Below are 19,517 nucleotides of genomic sequence, written 5' to 3' on the forward strand. Positions count from 1 at the left end.
CAGAAAACGGCTCAGACGAGCACGACCCGGCGCCCCCGCGTGTGACCGGCGCGGCTGTCGATGTGCGCCGCCGCGGCCTCGGCGAGCGTGTACGACTTCTCGACCGGGATGTGGAGCCTGCCCCGCGCGATGAGGTCGACGGCCTCGGCGAGCGCCTCCGGCATGCTCCCGGCCACGCCGGAGAACCGGACGCCGAACTGCGGCGCCCCGAGATCGGCGATGGAGATCACCTTCTGCGGATCCCCCGTCAGCTCGACGAGTTCGCGGATCACGCCCGAACCGGCCAGGTCGAGCGCCGCGTCGACCTGGCCGAGTCGCCGCACCCGCTCGACCCAGCCCTCGCCGTACGTCGTGGCGGCGGCACCCAGGCTGCGCAGGTAGTCCTGGTTCGCGGCCCCGGCCGTGCCGATCACCGTGATGCCACGGTCGCGGGCGATCTGCAGCACCGCCGAGCCGACTCCCCCGGACGCGCCGCTGGCCAGCAGCGTCTGCCCGGGCCGCACGCCGACCTGACGGATGATGCGCAGCGCGGTCTCCACCACGGAGGGATAGCCGGCCGCCTCTTCGAACGTCAGCCCTTCGGGCATTCGGGCCCAGGCCGACAGCACGGCGAACTCGGCGTAGGTGCTTGAGCCCTCGCCGAACACGTGGTCGCCGGCCTCGATCCCGTCGACGCCCTCGCCGACCTCGTCCACCACCCCCGAGGCGTCCTGCCCGACGCCGGAGGGCAACTCGATCGGATGGGCCTGGAGGAACTGGCCTTCGCGGATCCTCCAGTCGACGGGGTTCACGCCCGCCGCCCGTACGGCGACGCGGATCTGACCGGGGCCCGGGTGGGGCCGCTCGGCGTCGACGAGCCGCAGAACGTCCGGGCCGCCGAACTCGGCGAAGCTCACCTTCTTCATGTTCTTCATGCGGCCGACCGTAGCACTAACGGTTAGTGTTTTGAAACAGTTCCACCTATGTATCTGCTAGCGTGACCGCATGACCGTGCCGCCCGGACGCCGCGAACGCAAGAAGGCCGCGACCCGCCAGAAGATCGCCGACACCGCCCTGCGGCTCTTCCTGGAGCGCGGGTACGACGCGGTGGGGATCCGGGACGTGGCCGCCGAGGCCGACGTGGCCGTCACCACGCTCTTCTCCCACTTCGCCTCGAAAGAGGCTCTGGTGTTCGAACGGGACGACGACTTCGAGCAGCGCCTCACCCAGGCAGCCACCGCCCGGGCGCCGCAGGAGCCGCTCATCCCCGCGCTGCGCCGCGAGGTCCACGCCCTGGTGCGCCATTGCACGGCGGACGACGCCGCCCCGATCTGGCGCATGATCGAGGAATCACCCGCCCTGCGGGAGTACGAGGAGTCGATGAGGCTGCGCCACGCGGACTCGCTGGCAACGGCCATCGCCGCCGACCTCGGCCTGTCAGAGACCACGACGGCCTGCCGGGCGATCGCGAGGTTCGCGATCGACGCCTACACGCTGGCCCGCGAGGCGGCCGATCCGGAGGCCGCGGTGGACGAGATCTTCCGGATGATCGAGGCGGCCTGGGAGGTCACCGGCTCTGCTCGACGCGCGTGAAGCATCGCGGAGCAGCCCTGCAACCGCGCTGAAGGTCCCTTCGACAACTCGAAGGGACCTTCTTGTCTGCAACACATCTACTGCGGTTATTTGTGTTCAGGATCCGGGGCTGCAAGGGTGTTGCGCCATGAGGATCACGATCACCGTGGAGAATCCGACCCCCGAGGCGCTGGAGAAGCTGCTCGCCTTCGCCACCATGCCGGACGCCGTCGTGACCACGCTGCCCGACGACCGCTGGACACCGGAGCGGGCCCGCTCGTACTACGACCGCCTGCCGCCCCGGGCGCAGCAGATCCTGCTTCAGGTCGTCGAAGGCGACGGCGAGTGCGCCGCAGAGGAGCTGAAGGCGAACGGCCGCAGCCTGCGGGGATCCACCGGCGCGTTCCGCCGTGTCCTCTCCGAGGGCAAGCGGACCGGCCTCTGGCCCGACGCCCTGCCCGTGCCGCTGGTGTCCCACGTCGTCGGCGGGCAGCTCAAGAAGCTCGAAATGCCCGGATTCGGCACCGACCAGTACCCGCACTCGGCCTTCGAGGAGGCACTGCGCGACGCGCCGGCCCGCGACCGCTGATCGCCCGGGAAACCACTCAGGCACGCACCCCCATCAGTCAGTTGTCGCTGTTGACGTTGGTGAGGGCGGCGCTGTAGCCCGTGGGACAGTACAGGGTGTCGGAGCCGTCGCCGGTGTGCCAGCGGCCGTTGACCGTCTGCCGGATGCCCTTGACGCTGTCGCTTTCACAGATCAGGACGAGTTGCCAGTGGTTCTTCGGGGCGCTGGTCTGGCAGTTGACGGAGCCCCAGTTCTGGCCCTGGTTGGTGACGCAGTAGGAGGTCGCCGAGGCCGACGGCGCGGCGATCAGCCCCGCTCCCATGAGCAGTGCCGCCCCGGTGCCGATGGCTGCGATTCGACGCATGACCTTCTCCTTGCCGTAGATCCGACAGCATGTGCGGCCAGCATTTCGAAGATGTGAATGCGCGTATACATGAACAGCACAACTGGCCGAAACCGGACCCTTCCGCTTCGGTTCGGTGGCGCGCCGACCTGCGGTGCAGGTGAGGGCCTGCGGTGCAGGTGCGGGGTACGGGGAGGGCGTAGCAGTCCGGTGACATAGCAGGGTCTGTTTCGTCGACTGCTCGCACTAACTTCGTTCCTGTACGCAGCCACGTTGCTCCTGGCCCCCGCAGGAGAGGCCACCGGCAACGAGCTGTTCCTCACCCGTACTTCGCCCAGGAGCACCGCATGTCGACCTTAACGAACCGCCGCTCGTCCGCCGTCCGCACGCTGGCCGGCTCCGCCCTGGCGGCCGCTCTGCTGGTGTCCACCGCGACAGCCTGCTCCAGCCCGTCCCCCGCGAACCAGACCGCCGCGCCGGCCGCCACGCCCACGACGCCCAGCGCGCAGGGCACCACCCGGCCGGCCGCCGCGCCCAGTGCTCCCACCGCTCCCGACACCGCCGCGCCGGCCGCACCCCCCGCGCCCGGCACCGCCCCACCGGCCGCCACGCCCACCACGCGCCACACCACCACGCCGCCGGCCGCCCCGCCCAAGGGGACGTCCCCGGTCCGCACCCAGAAGCTGGTCGACGGCAGCACGGCCGAGATCCGCGCGACCGGCAACCAGAACTACGTCGCCAAGATCGTCAACAACGGTACGGAGTACGGCACGCTGGAGACGCACGACTCCGACGCCGGGGTCGACTTCAACGACATGTTCATCGTGCTCTCGATGGACGGCACGGCCCACTCCTGGATGGGCGGCGGACACCAGGGGCCGGGCACGTTCAAGCTCGCGGGCGGCTGGACGGCCAAGGTCACGAAGATCGGCGAACTCCACTACCGCGCGCAGATCCTCGGCAACGACGGCGCGGTGAACGGCACGCTGGAGGCGAACCAGCAGGACGCCGGAGCCGTCGCCAACGGCGTGTACATGGTGCTCAGCACCGGCGGTCAGATCAGCGCCAACATGTGACCATGACAAGCTCGCGCCATGAATGCCCAGGAAGCCGCCGGCGGGCCGCCGGCGGAAACCTCCTGAACCGCCTGGCCAGCCGAACGAGTGAGGCCGGCGACGGCTGCTCCCCGCGCGGCCCCGCCGCCCACGCGGGCATCAGCAGCAGGCCCGCAGCCTGCCCGACGGCCGTTCGCGACCGGCCGGAGGGCGTACCCACCGCGGCGGCGCGGTGCTCGAAAACTCCCCGTTCGCCCCGGGCGCGCCCGGAGGTGACCTGCTTGAACCCCGCGTTCGAACAGCGCCATCATCTGTCCCCTGCCGACCACACGGTCACCCCGGCTCAGCTTCCCCGAGGCTGCTTTGGACTGCCCCGGCGCGCCGGCAGGAGGAGCGTCCCGTCGCCCTCGCTCAACAGCCCCGTCGGCCCGAGTGAACGAGGAGTCCGCGCAGTGATCGATTTCAAGGTGCTGACCGCACTGGCCGCCCACGAGGGCATCGAGCGGATCGGCGTCGGCGTGGTGGTCCGCGACCCCTCCGGCCGGATCCTGCTGATCCGCCGGGCCGCGCACGACGCCCTTCCCGGCCTGTGGGAGTACCCGGGCGGCGGCCACGAGGCCGACGACCGGGAGGACGGCGAGGGGGTCGAGGCGGGCGCTGCCCGGGAACTGGCCGAGCGGACCGGGCTCGCCGGGCTACCGCTGGAGTACGCGCGGAGCCTGGACCTCACCGACCGGAACGGCCGTCGGGTACGGCAGTTCGTGTTCACCACCGTCGTACCGGACGGCACCCCGGTCACGCTGTCGGCCGAGCACGACGACCAGCAGTGGGCCCGCCCCGACCAACTGCCGCAGACCGGCGACGGCGAGCGCGAGGTGATCAGGTGGCTCACCCGTCGCCTGGCGATCCCGGGCTGGCGGCCGGTCGGCGGCTACCTCACCACCATCGCGCGGCCCACGGTCTACGGGTGCTTCCTGGTCACCGACCCGGACGGCCGCGTCCTCGGAATGCGATCGACCATCAACCCGTCCGTGTGGAACCTCCCCGGCGGCAACGTCGAACACGGCGAGACCCCGTTCGGCACGGCACTGCGCGAGGCCCAGGAGGAACTGGGACTCGACCTCGCCGCGGAGAACCCCGAGGTGATCGCCCGGCGGCGCCTGATCGCGGTCGTCCACGAGCAGGCCGGCACGGAGTACCCGGTGCCGGTGTGCGGATACGTCTTCGACGGCGGCGTTCTAACCCCCGAGCAGCAGGCCCGCATCCGGCTCGACCCGGCCGAGCACACCGAGTGGCGCTTCGAGACCGCCCACGACTGGTGCGACCTGATGTCACCGGACCGCTACCAGCGGCTCCTCCAGGCACTGCGCGCCCACCGCTGCGGCACCCCGCTGTACCTGGAACGCCCGTCCCCAGAGGGCGAGTTCGAAGGAATCATGGTCCTCGTCACCGACCGGCACGGCCGGCTGCTGATGCACCACCGCGACGACAAGCCGGGCATCGCCTGGCCGGGCTACTGGACCCCCATCGGCGGCTGGCGCGAGGGCGTCGAGACCCCGCAGGAGAACGCGGCGCGCGAGGTCCGCGAGGAAGCCGGCATCGAGATCACGGGGCTGCGGATCCTGCCCGGCCCGCACCACGAGCTGGTCTCCCCGCTCACCCGCGTCCTGCACGCCGCCTGGGACGGCCCGGAGACGGACCTCCGGCTCGGCGACGAGGGCCTGGCCGTCCGCATGGTCCCCCTGGCCGAGGTGCTCGACCTCAAGGTCCCGCCGTACCTCCAGCACTACCTGCCGCTGCTGGCCGACAGCGCCGGCCGGCCCGCGAGGAGGACCTCGTGAACCGGCCCCGGCGCAGCGAAACCGGCCGGCCGGACCGTCCGGCCCCGTCGGAACCGACGGCCTGAGGATGGCCGGCCGCCACCGCCGCCCGCCCGAGCCGCAGCTGCCGGCCGACACCGATGCCCGGCTGCGGGCCATCGCCGACCAGCGGCCCGTCGTGGAGGAAGGCATCGTCACCTTCCCCGCCAGCACCGCCCCGTACGCCTACCGCACCGTGCACCGGCCCGACGGCGGCACCGACCAGCACCTCGTCCGCCTCGACCTGCCCCGGCGACCACCCGGGTGACCGCCCGGGTGACCGGCTCGACAGCCGACGTTCCTGACGCCGCAATCCGGTACCAGGACTCGCCCCTCTCGGCCGTCAGTGCTGTCCGACCCGCTGTCGGCCGGTCCGCCGGGAGGCGGCCACGACGGGGAAGGCGTACTCCCGCATCCGGAGCTCGTAGGCGCGTACGCCGTCCACGAGCGGCGCGCCGGAGGCCGCGGCCCCGGCCAGGGTCCGCGTCAGCTCGGCGGCGTCGCGGATCGCGGTGTTCGCGCCCATCGCCAGCACCGGGCTCATGGCGTGGATCGCGTCCCCGAGCAGGGTGACGGGGCCCGGCTCCCACGGTGGTACGGGACTCGCCGTGGAGATGCGCAGCGGGAACAGCGAGCCGGTCTCCCAGTGGTCCAGGAGGCGGTGCACATCGGGGTGCCAGTCGTCGCCCACCAGGCGTCCGGCCAGCTCGCGCAGCGCGGGACCGTCGAGACCGCGCAGCGCCTCGAACGAGGGCATGGCGGGGTGGTCCGCCGGCGCTCCCACCAGGCAGGCGATGTAGTCGCCGACGGGGGCGAGGGGGACGGGCGGCGTGTGCGCCGGGCCGGCGGCACCGGGGGCGCGGGCGAACCGCACGGGCCCGAAGCCGACATGCGGACTTCCCGGCCCTCCGGTCACCACGGTGAAGATGCTGTCGAACACCCACGGCGGCAGTGCGCCCGCCTCCGCCTCTTCGACCTCTCCGACTCCGGTATCCAGCGCATCGAGCGCATCGAGCGCATCCAGCGGAATCCTGCCGTAGATCAGGCGCAGTCCCGCGTCCTCGACCCGGGCGTGCGGCAGCAGTTGTCGGCGTACCGCCGATCCGACCCCGTCCGCGCCGACGAGCAGGTCGGCGCTCACACTGCGGCCGTCGGCGAACCGCGCGGTGACCGTTCCGTCCTGCCCCCTCTCCCAGCTCAGCAGTTCCGCGCCGTAGCGCACGGTGTCCGTCAGGCCGGAGAGCAGGATCTGGCGCAGCGTCGGCCGGTTGAACGCGTACGAGCGGTACGGGCGGGCCGTGCCTCCGATGGGATCGGGGCCCGGCGCGGTGGGCCGGTCCGCGAGCACGCCCAGGTGGCGGTCACGGACGGAGACCCGGGCGGGCGGCGAGGCCGCGGTCGCCAGGCCCAGCCGGAAGAGGTGCTCCGGCAGGCAGCGTTCCAGGCCCGCGAGCCCGGGTTCGTCGAGCTGGACGCGGTAGCCCTGCGGCCTCGCGTCCGGGTGCCGGTCCCGCTCGTACACGGCGACGTCGAAGCCGCGGGCGCGCAGCCCGTGGGCGAGGGTGAGGCCGCCGAGTCCGGCGCCGGCGATGATGACACGGTGCTGGTGCACAGTCTTCTGCCTTCGTTGTGGTCACGAAGGAAGCACTGGGGTTCCGCGAAGGGAACAAACACCGCGAGGGCGCCGCTCAGAAACACCATTCAGGAGCGATTTTTCGCGCATTCCGTTGAATCTGGGCCCACAGTAGCAGTGACCCGCCGGGTGGAGGGGATCCACCGGCATTCCGGCCCTGGGAGGGCGGCCCCGGGCGTCACGCGGCGGGGTGCCGACCCACCGCTCGAATCAGCCCGCGCGGACTTGTGGCGCGCAGGTCCTCCGGTGCCCGGCGGCGGCCCCGCCCCGTCGCAGGCCGCCGCCGGGCTGCTGCGGGTGCGCCGACGGCCACCTCGGCGCACCGTGGACCTATGGCCCTCGTCGGGCCGCCGGGGCCTGCGGACGCCCTGGTCCGCTCGGGCCGCGAAGAGCCGGTGGCGCCGGTGGCGCCGCCAGGCACACGCCCCGCGGGGTGCTCCGGACGCGCTCGGCGCCCTCGGGCCGAACGGCCGCCGCCCTGTCCGGCACCGTCGGCAGCCGGCCGGACACACGTCGTATGCGTCGCCGGGGCGACGGACCGGACCACCGGCCGATCACGCGAATATCTCGAAAGGGAAATCCGCCATGTCCTACCCAATAGCCCACTACTGGGGCGAATCGGGCGAGAATACGGCAAATCTCCGATTCGGCGTCGCCGCGCCGGACGTGTCGATCGGCGCGGGGGGAACACGAGTCCACTACCTGGTCGACACGCCCTCCGCGAACAAGACGTTCGGCCTGTACCGGTTGGACATGGGGCCTCGGCCGACAGGCCCCGCTCCACATTTCCACCGGACCATGTCCGAGTCGTTCTTCGTCCTGTCCGGGATCATGCGCCTGTACGACGGCGAACGGTGGATCGACGCCGGGGCGGGTGACTTCCTGCACGTGCCGGAGGGCGCTGTGCACGGCTTCCGCAACGAGTCCCACGAACCGGCCTCGATGCTGATGCTCTTCGTGCCGGGCGTGCCACGTGAATCGTTCTTCGAGGAGATCGCGGAGATCGCGGCCCGAAAACGCCCGATGAGCGACGCGGAATGGGCGGAACTCTACGGCCGGCACGACCATTTCCTGGCCTGACCGGCCTGTCCGGCCGGGAGTTGGACCGTCGGCGGGCTGCTGGCCGGCACCGGAGTCGGGCAGGAGCCGTCCTCGAAGGAGCCGTCCTCGCAGGACTCGATGAACGCCTCCCCGATGCCCGGGAGGAGGCCGCCACCCGGATGACGGCCTCCGGACGTCGGACCGAAGGCTCAGCCCGGTGCGGGGGCAGCGGCCGAACCGGGGTCGGCTTCACCGCCGCGCCCTTCGTGCCCCCCGGGTCCTGCGAGCGCTCCGGGTCCTTCGAGCTGGCGGATCAAGGTCTTGAGCGTCGCGATCTCGTCGTGCAGGGCCTTCTTGCCCGCCTTGGTGAGCTGGATCCAGGTGCGGGCGCGTTTGCCCTCGTAGCCCTTGTCGATCGTGACCAGACCCGCCTTCTCCAGGACTCCGAGGTGCTGGGAGAGATTGCCGGCGGTGAGACCGAGCGTGCCGCGCAGGAACGTGAACTCCACCCGCCGGGCTTCCTCGGCCACCGCGAGGATGCCCAGGCGGACGCGCTGGTGCACGACGTCGTCAAGGCTGCTGGTGGGGTGTTCGGTCATGCGGCCGACCGCCCCTGGATCCGCTGCAGCAGGGCGAGGCCGATGCCGCCGAGCAGCAGCACACCTCCGTCGAGCAGGAGGCTCGGGAAGCCCCACGGGGACGGGTCGGGACGGCTGCCGGAACTGAGCATGACGACAAGGTACCCGCAGGTGACGGCGAGGAGCGGCCAGCTGCGCTCGATCCGGGCGAGCAGCAGCAGCGCCAGGCCGATCGTGCCGGCCGGGCTCACCACCGTGTTGAAGAACAGCGCGACGGGCGACGCTCCGTGGAGATCGGCGAGGAACCCCGGGTGCGTGGCCGTCCACGCCGTGTAGACGGTGATGAGCACGACCAGGACGACGCCCAGCGCCAGGTACGGTCCGACCCGGTTGCCCAGGCCGCGCCGGTCGGAACGGCGCAGGTAGAACCAGCTGATCGCGGCATAGGCGAGCAGCAGTGCCACCGGCCAGTACCACATCGCCGGCGGCAGGTCGCCGACGCGGTCGCCTTGGCCGTAGCGGACCACCGGCGCCGCGCCGAACCGCACGGCGGCGAAGACGAGGAGGGGGAACCAGCCACCGCGCTGCTCACGACGGACGTGGTGGACCAGGGACCGCTTCATCGCCAGGAGGGAGCGGGGGTCGCCTGGGGGCGGGACAGAGTGGGTTGCCATGGGGCTAAGGTTTGCATCACAAACTGATTGTGTCTAGAGATCTATTTGCAACGCTCTGGAAGACGTGCCGGACCCCCTGATCGCCAGGAACTCCGTCGGCCGCCGGCCCGCCCCGGTCGGGGCCCCGACCGGGGCCGCCGAGGGCGCCGGTCCGGCCGCGCTGGCCGCTCTGGCCCACGCCCCACCCCCGCAGCCGTCACAACACCCCCCACCGGACGCGCGGCGGAGCGGACCCTTATGACAACAGCATTGACGTGTGAGGACACCGCCGGTTTCATAGCTCGCACCCTCCCCCCACACGAGCAAGGCGGTGATCCGTTGACACCGACGGTGAAGGACACGGGCAGCGTTCCGAGACCGGACGCGAGCAACCCCCACGTCACCATGCACAAGTCCATCGGCCTGCTGGACGGGGCGACGATCGCCGCCTCCAGTACGGCGGCCACCAGCAGCATCGGCATCGGCCTGGGACTGATGGCCGGAGTCGTCGGCCTGCACCTGCCCGCGATCATGCTGCTGGCCTTCCTGCCCGTGCTCGCCATCGCGGGCGGGTACGGTCGGCTGAACGCCGTGGAACCGGACGCCGGCAGCAGCTACCGCTGGGTGGGCCGAATACTCAGCCCCTGGCTGGGCTTCCTCACCGGCTGGGTGAACACCGTGGGCACCGTGGTCTTCATGGCCTACACCACCACGGTCACCGGCTCCTCCATCATCCAGCTCCTCGACCTGGCCCACGTACGCAGCGTCGCGGGCCTTCGCCTCGACGCCGACTCGACCGTCCAGTGCACCCTGCTCGGCCTGGTGGTCCTGGCCGGCGCGGCGCTGGTGGCGGTGCGCGGCCTGGGCCTGGCCGCGCGGCTGCAGAAGGCGCTGCTGGTGTTCGAGTACGCGGTGCTGCTCGGCTTCTGCGGGTACGGGCTGTTCGCCGGCGACCAGCCGTTCTCGCCGCAGTGGTTCAACCCGTTCGACATCCCGTCCTTCGACGCGCTCGCCCAGGGCATGGTGCTGGCGGTGTTCTGCTACTGGGGCTTCGAGTCGGTGTTCAGCGTCGGCGAGGAGGTGCGCAGCCCCCGGGACGCCTCGCGGGGCGGCATGCTCGCCCTGGTGGTGATGCTGCTGCTCTTCCTGCTCGCCGGCACGGCCTTCCAACGGGTGCTGCCGCTCGACGAGTTGGCCGACAACGGCGCGCACGGGCTCACCTACTTCGGCACCACGCTCGCCCACCAGCCGCTGGCCGCCCTGCCGTTGATCGCGCTCATGTTCTCGGCGGTGGCCTCCCTGCAGTCGTCCGTGATCCCGACGGCGCGCGGGATGTACGCGATGGGGCGCGACGGCGTGCTCGGCCCGGTCTGGACCCGGCTGCACCCGAAGCACACGACGCCCGCCGTCGGCACACTGCTGATCACCGGCATCGCGATGGCCCTGGCGCTCGCCTCGATCGCCATCCCCACCGTGAACGACCTGATCTCAGCCGCCGTCAACGCGATCGGCATCATCGTCGCGCTGTACTACGCGCTGACCGCCGTCGCGGCCGCCGTCCGGTTCCGGCACCTGCTGCGCAGCGCCCCGCTGGAGGGGCTGCGCGCGGTGGTCGGCCCGCTGCTGGGCGCAGCGGCGCTGCTCGCCGTCGGCGGCTACCTGGCCTGGTCGTTCTACGACTCCGCCGACCACTTCGAACTGGCCGCCGACAACGGGTGGTTCGAGCTGACCGTGACGGTGCTGATGATCGTCACCGGGCTGCCGGCGGCCGCCTGGGCCCGCTGGCGGCGGCGCTCACCCTACTTCCGGCCCGAAACCGACTGAATTTCGACCCGAAGCCGACCGAATTCCGGCCGGAACCGACCGAATTCCGGCCCGACACCGACCGAGAACCCGCGGAAACCATGAGAGAACGGAGCACCCCCATGCCCGAGGCCGACCTGGTCTTCACCCACGGCCCCGTCCACACCGGCGACGCCGCCCGTACCCGGGCGAGCTGCCTGGCCGTGACCGGCGAGCGGATCACCGCCGTCGGCCACGACGAGGTCCGGGAGCTGATCGGGCCGGGGACGGAGGTCGTGGACCTCACCGGCAAACTGCTGCTGCCCGGTTTCCAGGACGCGCACGTCCACGCGGTCTTCGGCGGCGCCGAGCTGGCCGCCTGCGACCTCACCGGCACGGTCGGTGTCGCCGACTACCTGGAGCGGATCCGCGCCTACGCCGACGCCAACCCCGACCAGGCGTGGATCACCGGCAGCGGCTGGTCGATGGAGAGCTTCGAGGGCGGCCTGCCGACCCGCCAACTGCTGGACTCCGTCGTCCCCGACCGCCCGGTGTACCTGACCAACCGCGACCACCACGGCGCCTGGGCCAACACCCGGGCCCTGGAGCTCGCCGGCCTCACCCGGGACACCCCCGACCCCGCCGACGGGCGGATCGAGCGCGAGGGCGACGGCACCCCGAGCGGCACGCTCCAGGAGGGCGCCACCGGCCTGGTCGCCCGGCTGGTCCCGCCCTCCACCGCCGCCGACCGGCTGGACGGGCTGCTGCGCGCGCAGCGGCTGCTGCACTCGCTCGGCATCACCGGCTGGCAGGACGCGCTGCTCGGCGCGTTCAACGGCCAGCCGGACCCGTCCGACGCCTACCTGGCCGCCGCGCGCTCCGGCGCACTGACCGCCCGGGTGACGGGCGCGCTCTGGTGGGACCGCGACCGAGGTGCCGATCAGATCCCCGAACTCGTCGAGCGGCGCACGGAGTTGAGCCACGGCCGGTTCCGGGCCGGCTCGGTGAAGATCATGCAGGACGGCATCGCCGAGAACTTCACCGCCGCGATGACCAGCCCCTACCTGGACGGGTGCGGCTGCGCCACCGCCAACTCGGGCCTCAGCTTCGTCGATCCGGTCGCCCTGCGCGGGTACGTCACCGAACTGGACGCGCTCGGCTTCCAGGTGCACTTCCACGCGCTCGGCGACCGGGCCGTCCGCGAGGCACTGGACGCGGTCGAGGCCGCCCGCGCCGCCAATGGCCGGCGCGACACCCGCCACCACCTCGCCCACCTCCAGGTCGTCCACCCGGACGACCTGCCCCGCTTCGCCCGGCTCGGCGCGATCGCCAACATCCAGCCGCTCTGGGCCGCGCACGAGCCCCAGATGGACGAGCTGACCATCCCCTTCCTCGGACCGGAACGCGCCGCCTGGCAGTACCCCTTCGGCGCGCTCCAGCGCGCTGGCGCCACCCTGGCGGCGGGCAGCGACTGGCCGGTGAGCAGCCCGGACCCGCTGGCCGGTCTGCACGTGGCCGTCAACCGGAGGGAGCCGGGGGCCGCCGACGCCCGGGTCTTCCTGCCCGAGCAGCGCCTCGACCTGGCCTCCGCCCTCGCCGCCTACACGGCCGGAACCGCCCACGTCAACGGCCATGACGACGCAGGCACCCTCACCGCGGGCCACCTCGCCGACCTCGTCGTCCTGGACCGCGACCTCTTCACCGCCCCGGCCGAGGAGATCGCCGACGCCCGCGTCCTGCGCACCTACGTCGGCGGCCGGCTCGTCCACGCGGCGGACTGAACCGCCCGGGGGTGACCCGGTGCCCCGGCGGCGGGCCGCACTCCGGATCCGCCCGTGCTCCGGCCCGCCTCCCGGCCGCGCTCAGCCCGTGGCCGGGAGGCGGGCCGCGGCGGCGTCGAGGAGGAGGTCGAGGGCGTAGGGATAGCCACTGCGGCGCATGTCGCTGGTGAGGAGGCGGGCGGTGGCGGCGATGTGCGGGTGGGTGGTGGCGTCGAGCCGGGCGTAGGAGGCCTGCCAGACCTCCAGGTCGGCGGCCTGGGCAGCGGCGGGCAGGGCGAGGGCGGCGGCGTCGAGCGCGGCGAAGCCGAGGCTCTGGTCGACGAAGGCGTGGTAGATCCGGACGGCCTCGCGGTCGGGGAAGCCCGCCCCGCGCAGGACGCCGAGGATGGCCTCGACGGCGGCGATCTCGTAGGTGCGGCCGGTGGTGCGGTGGGCGGCGAGCAGCGCGGCCTGCGGGTGGGCCAGGTAGGCCGCGTGGATGCGCAGGCCGATGGCGCGCAGGTCGGCGCGCCAGTCGCCGGTGGCCTGCCAACCGTGCTGGGCGCGGCCGATGAGCTCGTCGGCGACGGCGAGCAGCAGGTCGTCCGCGCTGCGGAAGTAGCGGTAGACAGCGCTGGGATCGGCGCCGAGCGCGGTACCGAGCCGCCGTACGGTGAGCGCGGCGGCGCCGTGCTGCTCGATGAGCCGGAGCGCGGTGTCGACGATCAGTTCGCCGGACAGGACGACGCCTTGCTTGGTGGGCCGCCGACGCTGCCGTCGGGGCTCGGGGACTACCCGTTCGCTCATGCCCGGCAGCGTAGGTCAACAGACTTGACGTAGGCCAGAGGGCCCGCGACTCCGCCCGGTCCGGCGCGGGGGCGCCGGCGGGTTCCTGGCCGCCGCCCTCCGGCCGTGGCGGTGGTGACGATCGGCGACCGCAGGACGGCCGACTGGACGACCCGGCCGCAGGGGCGAGCCGGCCCGCTTCGGCAGGCTCGCCCGAGTCCGCCAGTGGATCGAGGCCGTCGTCGACACCCTCGACCGGACTCACCCGGCTACGGCAGACCGGTGGCGGCATGGAGGAGGGTGGCGCCGGCGTCGTCGGCTTCGAGCGAGTACATCATGACGCCGCCGAGGTTCAGCTGCCCCGAGGGCCGGCGAACTCGGCTCCGGAGAAGCCCCGTTGGGACGGTGGCGGGTCCTGGCGGTTTCTGACGGGGTGCGACGGGTGTGACGGGTTCTTGCCGGTCCCAGCGGAGCGGGATTCCGCCATTCTCGAACGGGTGCCCGGAACCGCCCTCGGCGGGGCGGGGCGCCCGCGAGGATTCCTTACATGTCCACGCTCACCAGACTGGTCACGGCAGGCCTCGCCGCAGCCCTGTCCCTGACCGCCGCCACCGCCACCGCCACCGCCACCGCCACCGCCACCGCCACCGCCACCGTCTCGGCGGCGCCCGTCGAGAGCCCGCCCGCCACCGGCCAGCACGTCACCCTGTCCCAGGCCGGGAACTACCCCACCGAGCAGCAACGGGACGGCGTCTTCTCGCTGTCCTGGACCTCGGCCGGAACCGAGGACCTCACCGGGCCCACCCACTTCACCATCGACCTGCCGCCCGGGGTCACCACCGGCGGCGCGATGTTCTACTCCATGCCGCCCGACTACACCTTCACCCAGACCGTCTCCGCCGACGGCCGCCACCTGGAGGCCGTCGTCCTGCGCCACCGCGCACCCGGCCGCTCCGACTTCATGAAGGTGACCGTCCACGCGGCGGGGACCGGGCCGATCACCGGCGCGATCACCGCCCTGGTGGCCAACCCCAACGACCCGGACCCGACCGGACACGTCTCCACCCACCTGTTCGGGGGCGACCAGCAGCCCCCGGCAATCCCGCCGGTGCCCCAGGTCGACGGCGTCGACACCACGACGGGCCCGGGCACGGGCGGCACGCCCGTCACCGTCACCGGCACCGGCCTGTACGGCGCCATGGTGCTGATCGGCGGCGTCGCCGCCCCCGGCACCTGCACCGACACCGCCTGCACGGTGACCACCCCGGGCGGCTCGGACACCGCCGACATCACCGTGGTCGCGCCCGGCGGGACCGTCCCGGCCCCGGCCGACTTCGAGTACACCGGCGCCCCGCCGCCCAGGCCGGTGCCCTCGATCGTCCACCTGACCCCCAACGGCCCGGGCCAGGACGGGGAGCAGGTGATCATCGTCGGCGACGACCTGGCCGCCGGCACGGTCGCGTTCGACGGCGACCCGGCCGCGCACTTCTCCTGCGGCCCGCAGCTGTGCACGGCCACCGCACCGGCCGCCGACGCGCCCGGACCGGTGGACGTCACGGTGACCACGGCGGGCGGCACGAGCGCGCCCCTGCCGTTCACGTACACCCCGCCCCCCTCGCACCCATAGGCGAACCCGCCCGCCGGCCGACGGAAGAAATTTGCATGACTGCCATTTGGCAGTCATGCCATTTACTTACCTTGGGGTCGTCCGTCGAAAAGCAAGTGATCTTTCCTCACCGAGCGAGGGTGCATGAAGCGACACTCGAACCCGGCTGCTCCGGAAGCCGGAGCCATCGGCATCGTCCAGATATCCGACCTGCACTTCCGGAACTCCCCCGGGGCCCGGAACTTCGTCACCCACGAACCCGACACCGGACTCGCCGCCGTCCTCGCGGACGCGAAGCAGGCGATCACGGACGCCGCCGTGGTGGTCGCCACCGGAGACCTGGCCGACACCGGCGAGCCGGGCGCGTACGGGCGGATAGGCGGGGTCCTGGACGCCCTCCCCACCCCGGTCTACTGCCTCGCCGGCAACCACGACCGCCAGGACACTTTGCAGGCCTGCCTGCCCCGCCCCAACGTGCACCTCGAACCCGCCGTCCGGGTCGGGAACTGGCTGATGCTGTTCCTCGACACCAACGCGCACGGCCGCGAGGCAGCCGCCGACGGCACCTACCACGACCGCGACGACCGCGTACACGCGGCCGCCCAACCGGGCCTCACCCCGGCCGAGGAGGCACGCGCCCGCGCGATCCTGATGACCACCGAAGCCGACCACGTCTTCGTGTGGCTGCACCAGCCGCCCCTGCGCCGGACCGCCCCGGCCGTCGAGAGCTACAGCGAACTCGCCGTGCTGATGCGCGACTTCCCCAAGATTCGCGCAATCGGCGCCGGCCACCTGCACGGCGACCTGTCCGGCGAGTTCGAACAGCGCCCCGTGTACGTGTGCCCGTCGACCTTCTTCAGCATCGACCACGTGAACCGGCGCTTCCAGGGCCCCGGCTACCGCACCTACACCCTCCATCCCGACGGTCGCATCGACAGCGCGGTCCACACGGTGCCCGGTGAGATCAGCGACACCATGCGCGACGCCCCGCTCCCCGTCTTCCTCGCCGATCTGCTGGCGGGCCGGATCACCGGCGAGGAGCTCCGGGCCCTGAGCGACGCCGAGTTCGAGGAACGCTTCGGCGAACCGCGTCCGATGCGCCGAACACGATGAGCGGCCCTTCCGGTCCCTGAGCCGGGCCCGGGCCGGGCGGGCAGTTCCCGCCCGACGGAGCCGGCGCGGATCAGGGCGCAACCGTTCGAGCGGCGGCGCCCTGATCCGCTCGGGACGGGCGGTCGGAGCCTGTCGGCGGTCAGCCTTCGTGGACCGGCTGCCCGGCGGTGGGCAGGGCTTCGCCCGTCTCCAGCAGTGTCTTGAGGCTGGAGAGAATGGCCGGCCAGCCCTGGCTGCACATCGAGCGCAGGGCCCCGGCGGGGTCGAAGTCGTCGTGGGTGACGGTCAGCTTCACCTGGTTGCCGTGCGGCACCAGCTCGAAGGTGACCTTCGACCGGCGTTCCCCGGCCAGTTCGGCGCGCAGTTCCTCGCCGACACCGACCGTCCGGGCCCACTGCGGAGTGAAGGTGTGCCAGGTGTAGGAGAGCCGCCGGTACGGCTCGTGGACGAGTACGACCTGCTCCGGGTCGGCGCTCCGTGCGCCGCGCTCGGCCCAGACGACGGGTGAGCCCTCGGCCCAGTCGGTCTCAAGGCGCACGCCCCAGTAGCGCTCGGTGAAGGCGGGGTCGGTGAGCGCCTGCCAGAGCCGCTCGGGTGTGGTGTTGATGTACGTCGTGTAGACGAAGGCGTTGTTGTCCATGGGTGGCTGCTCCAGTGCTCTCTTCAGATCGGCGAGCGCGGCGGCCCGCCCGCGGTCGAACTGGCTGATCCAGCGGTCCGCGATGGCGTTGATCGGAGCGGCGTTCAGGTAGTGCAGCTTCTCGCGGCCCTGCCGCACGGTGGTCACCAGTTCGGCCGCCTCCAGCAGGGCGAGGTGCTTGCTGACCGACTGCCGGGCCATGTCCAACCCGGCGCACAGCTCCCGCAGGCTCTGCCCGTTGTGGGCGCGCAGGCGGTCCAGCAGCCGGCGGCGGCTGGGGTCGGCCAGGGCTTTGAATATCTCGTCCATCCGACGCCACCCCCCATCAGGCAGCCAAACAGCTGCCTTTTCACATTAGGCAGCCGTTTGGCTGCTTGTCAACGGCGACGCCCGGCACATCGGTGCTGCCGTGGCCGGCGAGCCGACCGGCCGGCCCGTCGCCACCCGACCGGGGATGGCCTCGCCCCGGATCAGCGGGCCGAATCCGTACCAGAGTGGGTCCGGGCGGTGTCCAGCAGCGTGCGGACCGCCGCCCGGACGCGGTGGTCCGCTGCGGCGGGATCAGCGGCGTCGAGCTTTCCGTCGAGGTGGAGGAAGGCCAAGCCGTGGACCAGCGCCCACACGGCGGTGGACATCGCCTCACGGTCGGCACCGGGAAAGGTGTCGCCGACGATTCCGCCGACGTAGTCCCACATCGCGGCGGTCGCCGCGGCCCGTTCCGCGTCCGCGGGGTCACAGGGTTCGGCGAACATCACCCGGAACAGCGCGGGCCGGTCGACGGCGAAGCGAACATAGGCGGCGGCGACGGCGGCGAGGTCCTCGGGTTCGCGCGGGGCGGGGTGCGCGGCAGCGAGGTGCTCGGCGAGTTCGCGGTACCCCTGCGCGGCGACGGCGGAGAGCAGCGCCTCCCGGTCGGCGAAATGACGGTAGGGGGCGGTCGCCGAGACGCCGGCCCGGCGGGCGACGGCACGCAGTGACAGTGCGGCGCTGCCGTCCTCCTCCAGGAGGTCACGGGCTGCGCGCAGGCAGGCGACCCGCAGGTCGCCGTGGTGGTACGAGCCGGTCTGCTGTGGCATGGGTCACCCTCACTCATGTTTGCACTGCTTACATCGCCGTCCTAATGTGAACAGTGCAAACATTCTAGTCCAGGGTGAGGAGACCCCCGTGGCGGACGACCTGTTCACGACACTGCGGTTGGATTCGGGCGCGGTTCTGCCCAACCGGATCGCGAAGGCGGCCATGGAGGAGAACCTGGCCGACGACGGCCAGCTGCCCGACCGGCGGCTGTTCGACCTCTACCGCAACTGGTCCGCGGGTGGCAGCGGCCTCCTGATCACCGGCAACGTCATGGTCCACGCCGAGGCGCTCACCGGCCCGGGCGGCGTCGTCCTCGATGCCGCCGCTCCCCTGGAACCCTTCACCGATTGGGCCCGGGCCGCCAAGTCCGGCGGCGCCTCGGTGTGGATGCAGATCAACCACCCGGGCCGCCAGGTGCCCTCCGGCCTGCCCGGCGTGGTCTGGGGCCCCTCCGACATCGGCGTCGACCTCGGCCGGCACAGCGGCCGCTTCGGCCGCCCCACCGCCATGACTCCCGAACAGATCGCCACCACCGTCGAGCGTTTCGCCACCACCGCCCGCCGCGCCGCCCAGGCCGGCTTCGACGGCGTGGAGATCCACGCGGCCCACGGCTACCTGCTCTCGCAGTTCCTCTCCCCCCTGGTGAACACCCGCACCGACGCCTGGGGCGGCTCACCGGCCAACCGCGCCCGGATGCTGCTGGACGTGGTGCGGGCCGTCCGCTCCGCCGTCCCACCGCGGTTCGCCGTCGCCGTGAAAATCAACTCCGCCGACTTCCAACGCGGCGGCTTCGACACCGACGACGCCCGGCAGGTGATCGCCATGCTCGCCCCCCTCGGTGTCGACCTGGTCGAACTCTCCGGCGGCAGCTACGAGAGCCCCGCGATGACCGGCCGCCCCGCCGACCAGCGCACCCGCTCCCGCGAGGCCTACTTCCTCGACCTGGCCGCCGACCTGGTCCGCACCAGCCCGCTCCCACTCATGCTCACCGGCGGCATCACCCGCCGTGAGACCGCCGAGCAGGTCCTCGCGGACGGCGTCGCGGTGATCGGCATGGGCACCGCCCTCGCCGTCACCCCCGACCTGCCCCTCCGCTGGGACGCCGGCACCGAAGCCGACCGCGCCCTGCGCCCGGTGACCTGGTCCGACAAGGCACTCGCCTCCGCCGCCGGCATGGCACAGGTCCGCCACCAGTTGCGCCGCCTCGCCTCCGGCCGGGCCCCCGCCCCCGGCACCCACCCCGCCGTGGCCCTGCTCGTCGAACAGCTCCAGCAGCGCAAGGCCCTGCGCCGCTACCGCGCCTGGCTGGACACCCGCCGGCCCGAAGCGGCGTAGGCACTCCCGGGCCGCGTAGCCGCCAGTGGGGGGGACCCATTGCCCCGGAAATGCAGAGAACCCCCATCCGGTCTCCCGGATGGGGGTTCTCTGTGAATGATTGTTCGGCGGCGTCCTACTCTCCCACAGGGTCCCCC

19 protein-coding genes are annotated in these 19,517 nt (G+C 72.4%); 11 read left to right on the plus strand and 8 right to left on the minus strand.

Annotated elements, in window-relative coordinates:
- Positions 1–11: 11 nt before the first annotated feature.
- Positions 12–905: an NADP-dependent oxidoreductase gene (locus ACIQVZ_RS07945; RefSeq protein ID WP_402448085.1), complete on the minus strand. Its 894-nt coding sequence runs from the start codon at positions 903–905 to the stop codon at positions 12–14.
- Positions 906–984: 79 nt separating this feature from the next.
- Here ACIQVZ_RS07945 and ACIQVZ_RS07950 point away from each other — a divergent pair, with 79 nt between their 5' ends.
- On the plus strand, positions 985–1,572 hold the full coding sequence (locus ACIQVZ_RS07950; RefSeq protein ID WP_402448041.1) for a TetR/AcrR family transcriptional regulator: 588 nt from the start codon (positions 985–987) through the stop codon (positions 1,570–1,572).
- Positions 1,573–1,699: 127 nt separating this feature from the next.
- Complete coding sequence (locus tag ACIQVZ_RS07955; RefSeq protein ID WP_402448043.1) at positions 1,700–2,140, plus strand: hypothetical protein; 441 nt, start codon at positions 1,700–1,702, stop codon at positions 2,138–2,140.
- Positions 2,141–2,177: 37 nt separating this feature from the next.
- Here the strand turns inward: ACIQVZ_RS07955 and ACIQVZ_RS07960 are convergent, their stop codons facing one another.
- Positions 2,178–2,483 (minus strand): hypothetical protein, encoded by a 306-nt coding sequence (locus tag ACIQVZ_RS07960; protein ID WP_402448044.1) that lies wholly within the window; start codon positions 2,481–2,483, stop codon positions 2,178–2,180.
- Positions 2,484–2,809: 326 nt separating this feature from the next.
- On the opposite strand from ACIQVZ_RS07960, the gene ACIQVZ_RS07965 reads away from it, so the two are divergent.
- The 3 genes from ACIQVZ_RS07965 to ACIQVZ_RS07975 all read left to right on the plus strand — a co-directional run bounded on the left by ACIQVZ_RS07965 (position 2,810) and on the right by ACIQVZ_RS07975 (position 5,644).
- Complete coding sequence (locus tag ACIQVZ_RS07965) at positions 2,810–3,538, plus strand: hypothetical protein (protein ID WP_402448046.1); 729 nt, start codon at positions 2,810–2,812, stop codon at positions 3,536–3,538.
- A gap of 431 nt (positions 3,539–3,969) precedes the next feature.
- Positions 3,970–5,358, plus strand: coding sequence for an NUDIX domain-containing protein (locus tag ACIQVZ_RS07970; RefSeq protein ID WP_402448048.1), 1,389 nt, complete (start codon positions 3,970–3,972; stop codon positions 5,356–5,358).
- A gap of 67 nt (positions 5,359–5,425) precedes the next feature.
- Complete coding sequence (locus tag ACIQVZ_RS07975; RefSeq protein ID WP_350886804.1) at positions 5,426–5,644, plus strand: hypothetical protein; 219 nt, start codon at positions 5,426–5,428, stop codon at positions 5,642–5,644.
- Between the two features lie 75 nt (positions 5,645–5,719).
- Here the strand turns inward: ACIQVZ_RS07975 and ACIQVZ_RS07980 are convergent, their stop codons facing one another.
- Positions 5,720–6,988: an FAD-dependent oxidoreductase gene (locus ACIQVZ_RS07980; RefSeq protein WP_402448050.1), complete on the minus strand. Its 1,269-nt coding sequence runs from the start codon at positions 6,986–6,988 to the stop codon at positions 5,720–5,722.
- 606 nt (positions 6,989–7,594) lie between these two features.
- On the opposite strand from ACIQVZ_RS07980, the gene ACIQVZ_RS07985 reads away from it, so the two are divergent.
- Complete coding sequence (locus ACIQVZ_RS07985; RefSeq protein WP_350886800.1) at positions 7,595–8,089, plus strand: cupin domain-containing protein; 495 nt, start codon at positions 7,595–7,597, stop codon at positions 8,087–8,089.
- A gap of 170 nt (positions 8,090–8,259) precedes the next feature.
- On the opposite strand, the gene ACIQVZ_RS07990 is transcribed toward ACIQVZ_RS07985, so the two are convergent.
- Complete coding sequence (locus tag ACIQVZ_RS07990) at positions 8,260–8,649, minus strand: transcriptional regulator (RefSeq protein ID WP_402448052.1); 390 nt, start codon at positions 8,647–8,649, stop codon at positions 8,260–8,262.
- Positions 8,646–9,302 (minus strand): hypothetical protein, encoded by a 657-nt coding sequence (locus ACIQVZ_RS07995; protein WP_402448054.1) that lies wholly within the window; start codon positions 9,300–9,302, stop codon positions 8,646–8,648. Before ACIQVZ_RS07995 ends, ACIQVZ_RS07990 begins: the two co-directional genes overlap by 4 nt.
- 384 nt (positions 9,303–9,686) lie before the next feature.
- On the opposite strand from ACIQVZ_RS07995, the gene ACIQVZ_RS08000 reads away from it, so the two are divergent.
- Together ACIQVZ_RS08000 and ACIQVZ_RS08005 are read left to right on the plus strand one after the other, a co-directional pair.
- A complete protein-coding gene (locus tag ACIQVZ_RS08000) occupies positions 9,687–11,105 on the plus strand; it encodes an APC family permease (protein ID WP_350886838.1) in 1,419 nt (472 codons plus the stop codon).
- Positions 11,106–11,206: 101 nt separating this feature from the next.
- Positions 11,207–12,844, plus strand: coding sequence for an amidohydrolase (locus ACIQVZ_RS08005; RefSeq protein WP_402448056.1), 1,638 nt, complete (start codon positions 11,207–11,209; stop codon positions 12,842–12,844).
- Positions 12,845–12,925: 81 nt separating this feature from the next.
- Here ACIQVZ_RS08005 and ACIQVZ_RS08010 read toward each other — a convergent pair whose 3' ends face one another.
- A complete protein-coding gene (locus ACIQVZ_RS08010; protein WP_402448058.1) occupies positions 12,926–13,630 on the minus strand; it encodes a TetR/AcrR family transcriptional regulator in 705 nt (234 codons plus the stop codon).
- Between the two features lie 526 nt (positions 13,631–14,156).
- Here ACIQVZ_RS08010 and ACIQVZ_RS08015 point away from each other — a divergent pair.
- Positions 14,157–15,236: an IPT/TIG domain-containing protein gene (locus tag ACIQVZ_RS08015; protein ID WP_402448060.1), complete on the plus strand. Its 1,080-nt coding sequence runs from the start codon at positions 14,157–14,159 to the stop codon at positions 15,234–15,236.
- A 123-nt stretch (positions 15,237–15,359) separates the two neighbouring features.
- Complete coding sequence (locus ACIQVZ_RS08020) at positions 15,360–16,328, plus strand: metallophosphoesterase (RefSeq protein WP_402448062.1); 969 nt, start codon at positions 15,360–15,362, stop codon at positions 16,326–16,328.
- Between the two features lie 139 nt (positions 16,329–16,467).
- Here the strand turns inward: ACIQVZ_RS08020 and ACIQVZ_RS08025 are convergent, their stop codons facing one another.
- Both ACIQVZ_RS08025 and ACIQVZ_RS08030 read right to left on the minus strand, forming a co-directional pair.
- Positions 16,468–17,277, minus strand: coding sequence for an ArsR/SmtB family transcription factor (locus tag ACIQVZ_RS08025; RefSeq protein ID WP_402448064.1), 810 nt, complete (start codon positions 17,275–17,277; stop codon positions 16,468–16,470).
- A 161-nt stretch (positions 17,278–17,438) separates the two neighbouring features.
- Positions 17,439–18,044: a TetR/AcrR family transcriptional regulator gene (locus ACIQVZ_RS08030; protein WP_402448067.1), complete on the minus strand. Its 606-nt coding sequence runs from the start codon at positions 18,042–18,044 to the stop codon at positions 17,439–17,441.
- An 88-nt stretch (positions 18,045–18,132) separates the two neighbouring features.
- On the opposite strand from ACIQVZ_RS08030, the gene ACIQVZ_RS08035 reads away from it, so the two are divergent.
- A complete protein-coding gene (locus tag ACIQVZ_RS08035) occupies positions 18,133–19,380 on the plus strand; it encodes an NADH:flavin oxidoreductase/NADH oxidase family protein (protein WP_402448068.1) in 1,248 nt (415 codons plus the stop codon).
- Positions 19,381–19,517: the final 137 nt, after the last annotated feature.

Origin of the sequence: Kitasatospora sp. NPDC098663 (genome assembly GCF_044760075.1) — a bacterium.
Taxonomy (GTDB): domain Bacteria; phylum Actinomycetota; class Actinomycetes; order Streptomycetales; family Streptomycetaceae; genus Kitasatospora.

Excerpts from the sequence above, each read along its gene's own strand:
- ACIQVZ_RS07945 (WP_402448085.1), bottom strand. The coding sequence starts at position 905 with ATGAAGAAGGTGAGCTTCGCCGAGTTCGGCGGCCCGGACGTTCTGCGG.
- ACIQVZ_RS07950 (WP_402448041.1), top strand. The coding sequence starts at position 985 with ATGACCGTGCCGCCCGGACGCCGCGAACGCAAGAAGGCCGCGACCCGC.
- ACIQVZ_RS07955 (WP_402448043.1), top strand. The coding sequence starts at position 1,700 with ATGAGGATCACGATCACCGTGGAGAATCCGACCCCCGAGGCGCTGGAG.
- ACIQVZ_RS07960 (WP_402448044.1), bottom strand. The coding sequence starts at position 2,483 with ATGCGTCGAATCGCAGCCATCGGCACCGGGGCGGCACTGCTCATGGGA.
- ACIQVZ_RS07965 (WP_402448046.1), top strand. The coding sequence starts at position 2,810 with ATGTCGACCTTAACGAACCGCCGCTCGTCCGCCGTCCGCACGCTGGCC.
- ACIQVZ_RS07975 (WP_350886804.1), top strand. The coding sequence starts at position 5,426 with ATGGCCGGCCGCCACCGCCGCCCGCCCGAGCCGCAGCTGCCGGCCGAC.
- ACIQVZ_RS07985 (WP_350886800.1), top strand. The coding sequence starts at position 7,595 with ATGTCCTACCCAATAGCCCACTACTGGGGCGAATCGGGCGAGAATACG.
- ACIQVZ_RS07990 (WP_402448052.1), bottom strand. The coding sequence starts at position 8,649 with ATGACCGAACACCCCACCAGCAGCCTTGACGACGTCGTGCACCAGCGC.
- ACIQVZ_RS07995 (WP_402448054.1), bottom strand. The coding sequence starts at position 9,302 with ATGGCAACCCACTCTGTCCCGCCCCCAGGCGACCCCCGCTCCCTCCTG.
- ACIQVZ_RS08000 (WP_350886838.1), top strand. The coding sequence starts at position 9,687 with ATGCACAAGTCCATCGGCCTGCTGGACGGGGCGACGATCGCCGCCTCC.
- ACIQVZ_RS08005 (WP_402448056.1), top strand. The coding sequence starts at position 11,207 with ATGCCCGAGGCCGACCTGGTCTTCACCCACGGCCCCGTCCACACCGGC.
- ACIQVZ_RS08010 (WP_402448058.1), bottom strand. The coding sequence starts at position 13,630 with ATGAGCGAACGGGTAGTCCCCGAGCCCCGACGGCAGCGTCGGCGGCCC.
- ACIQVZ_RS08015 (WP_402448060.1), top strand. The coding sequence starts at position 14,157 with ATGTCCACGCTCACCAGACTGGTCACGGCAGGCCTCGCCGCAGCCCTG.
- ACIQVZ_RS08020 (WP_402448062.1), top strand. The coding sequence starts at position 15,360 with ATGAAGCGACACTCGAACCCGGCTGCTCCGGAAGCCGGAGCCATCGGC.
- ACIQVZ_RS08025 (WP_402448064.1), bottom strand. The coding sequence starts at position 17,277 with ATGGACGAGATATTCAAAGCCCTGGCCGACCCCAGCCGCCGCCGGCTG.
- ACIQVZ_RS08030 (WP_402448067.1), bottom strand. The coding sequence starts at position 18,044 with ATGCCACAGCAGACCGGCTCGTACCACCACGGCGACCTGCGGGTCGCC.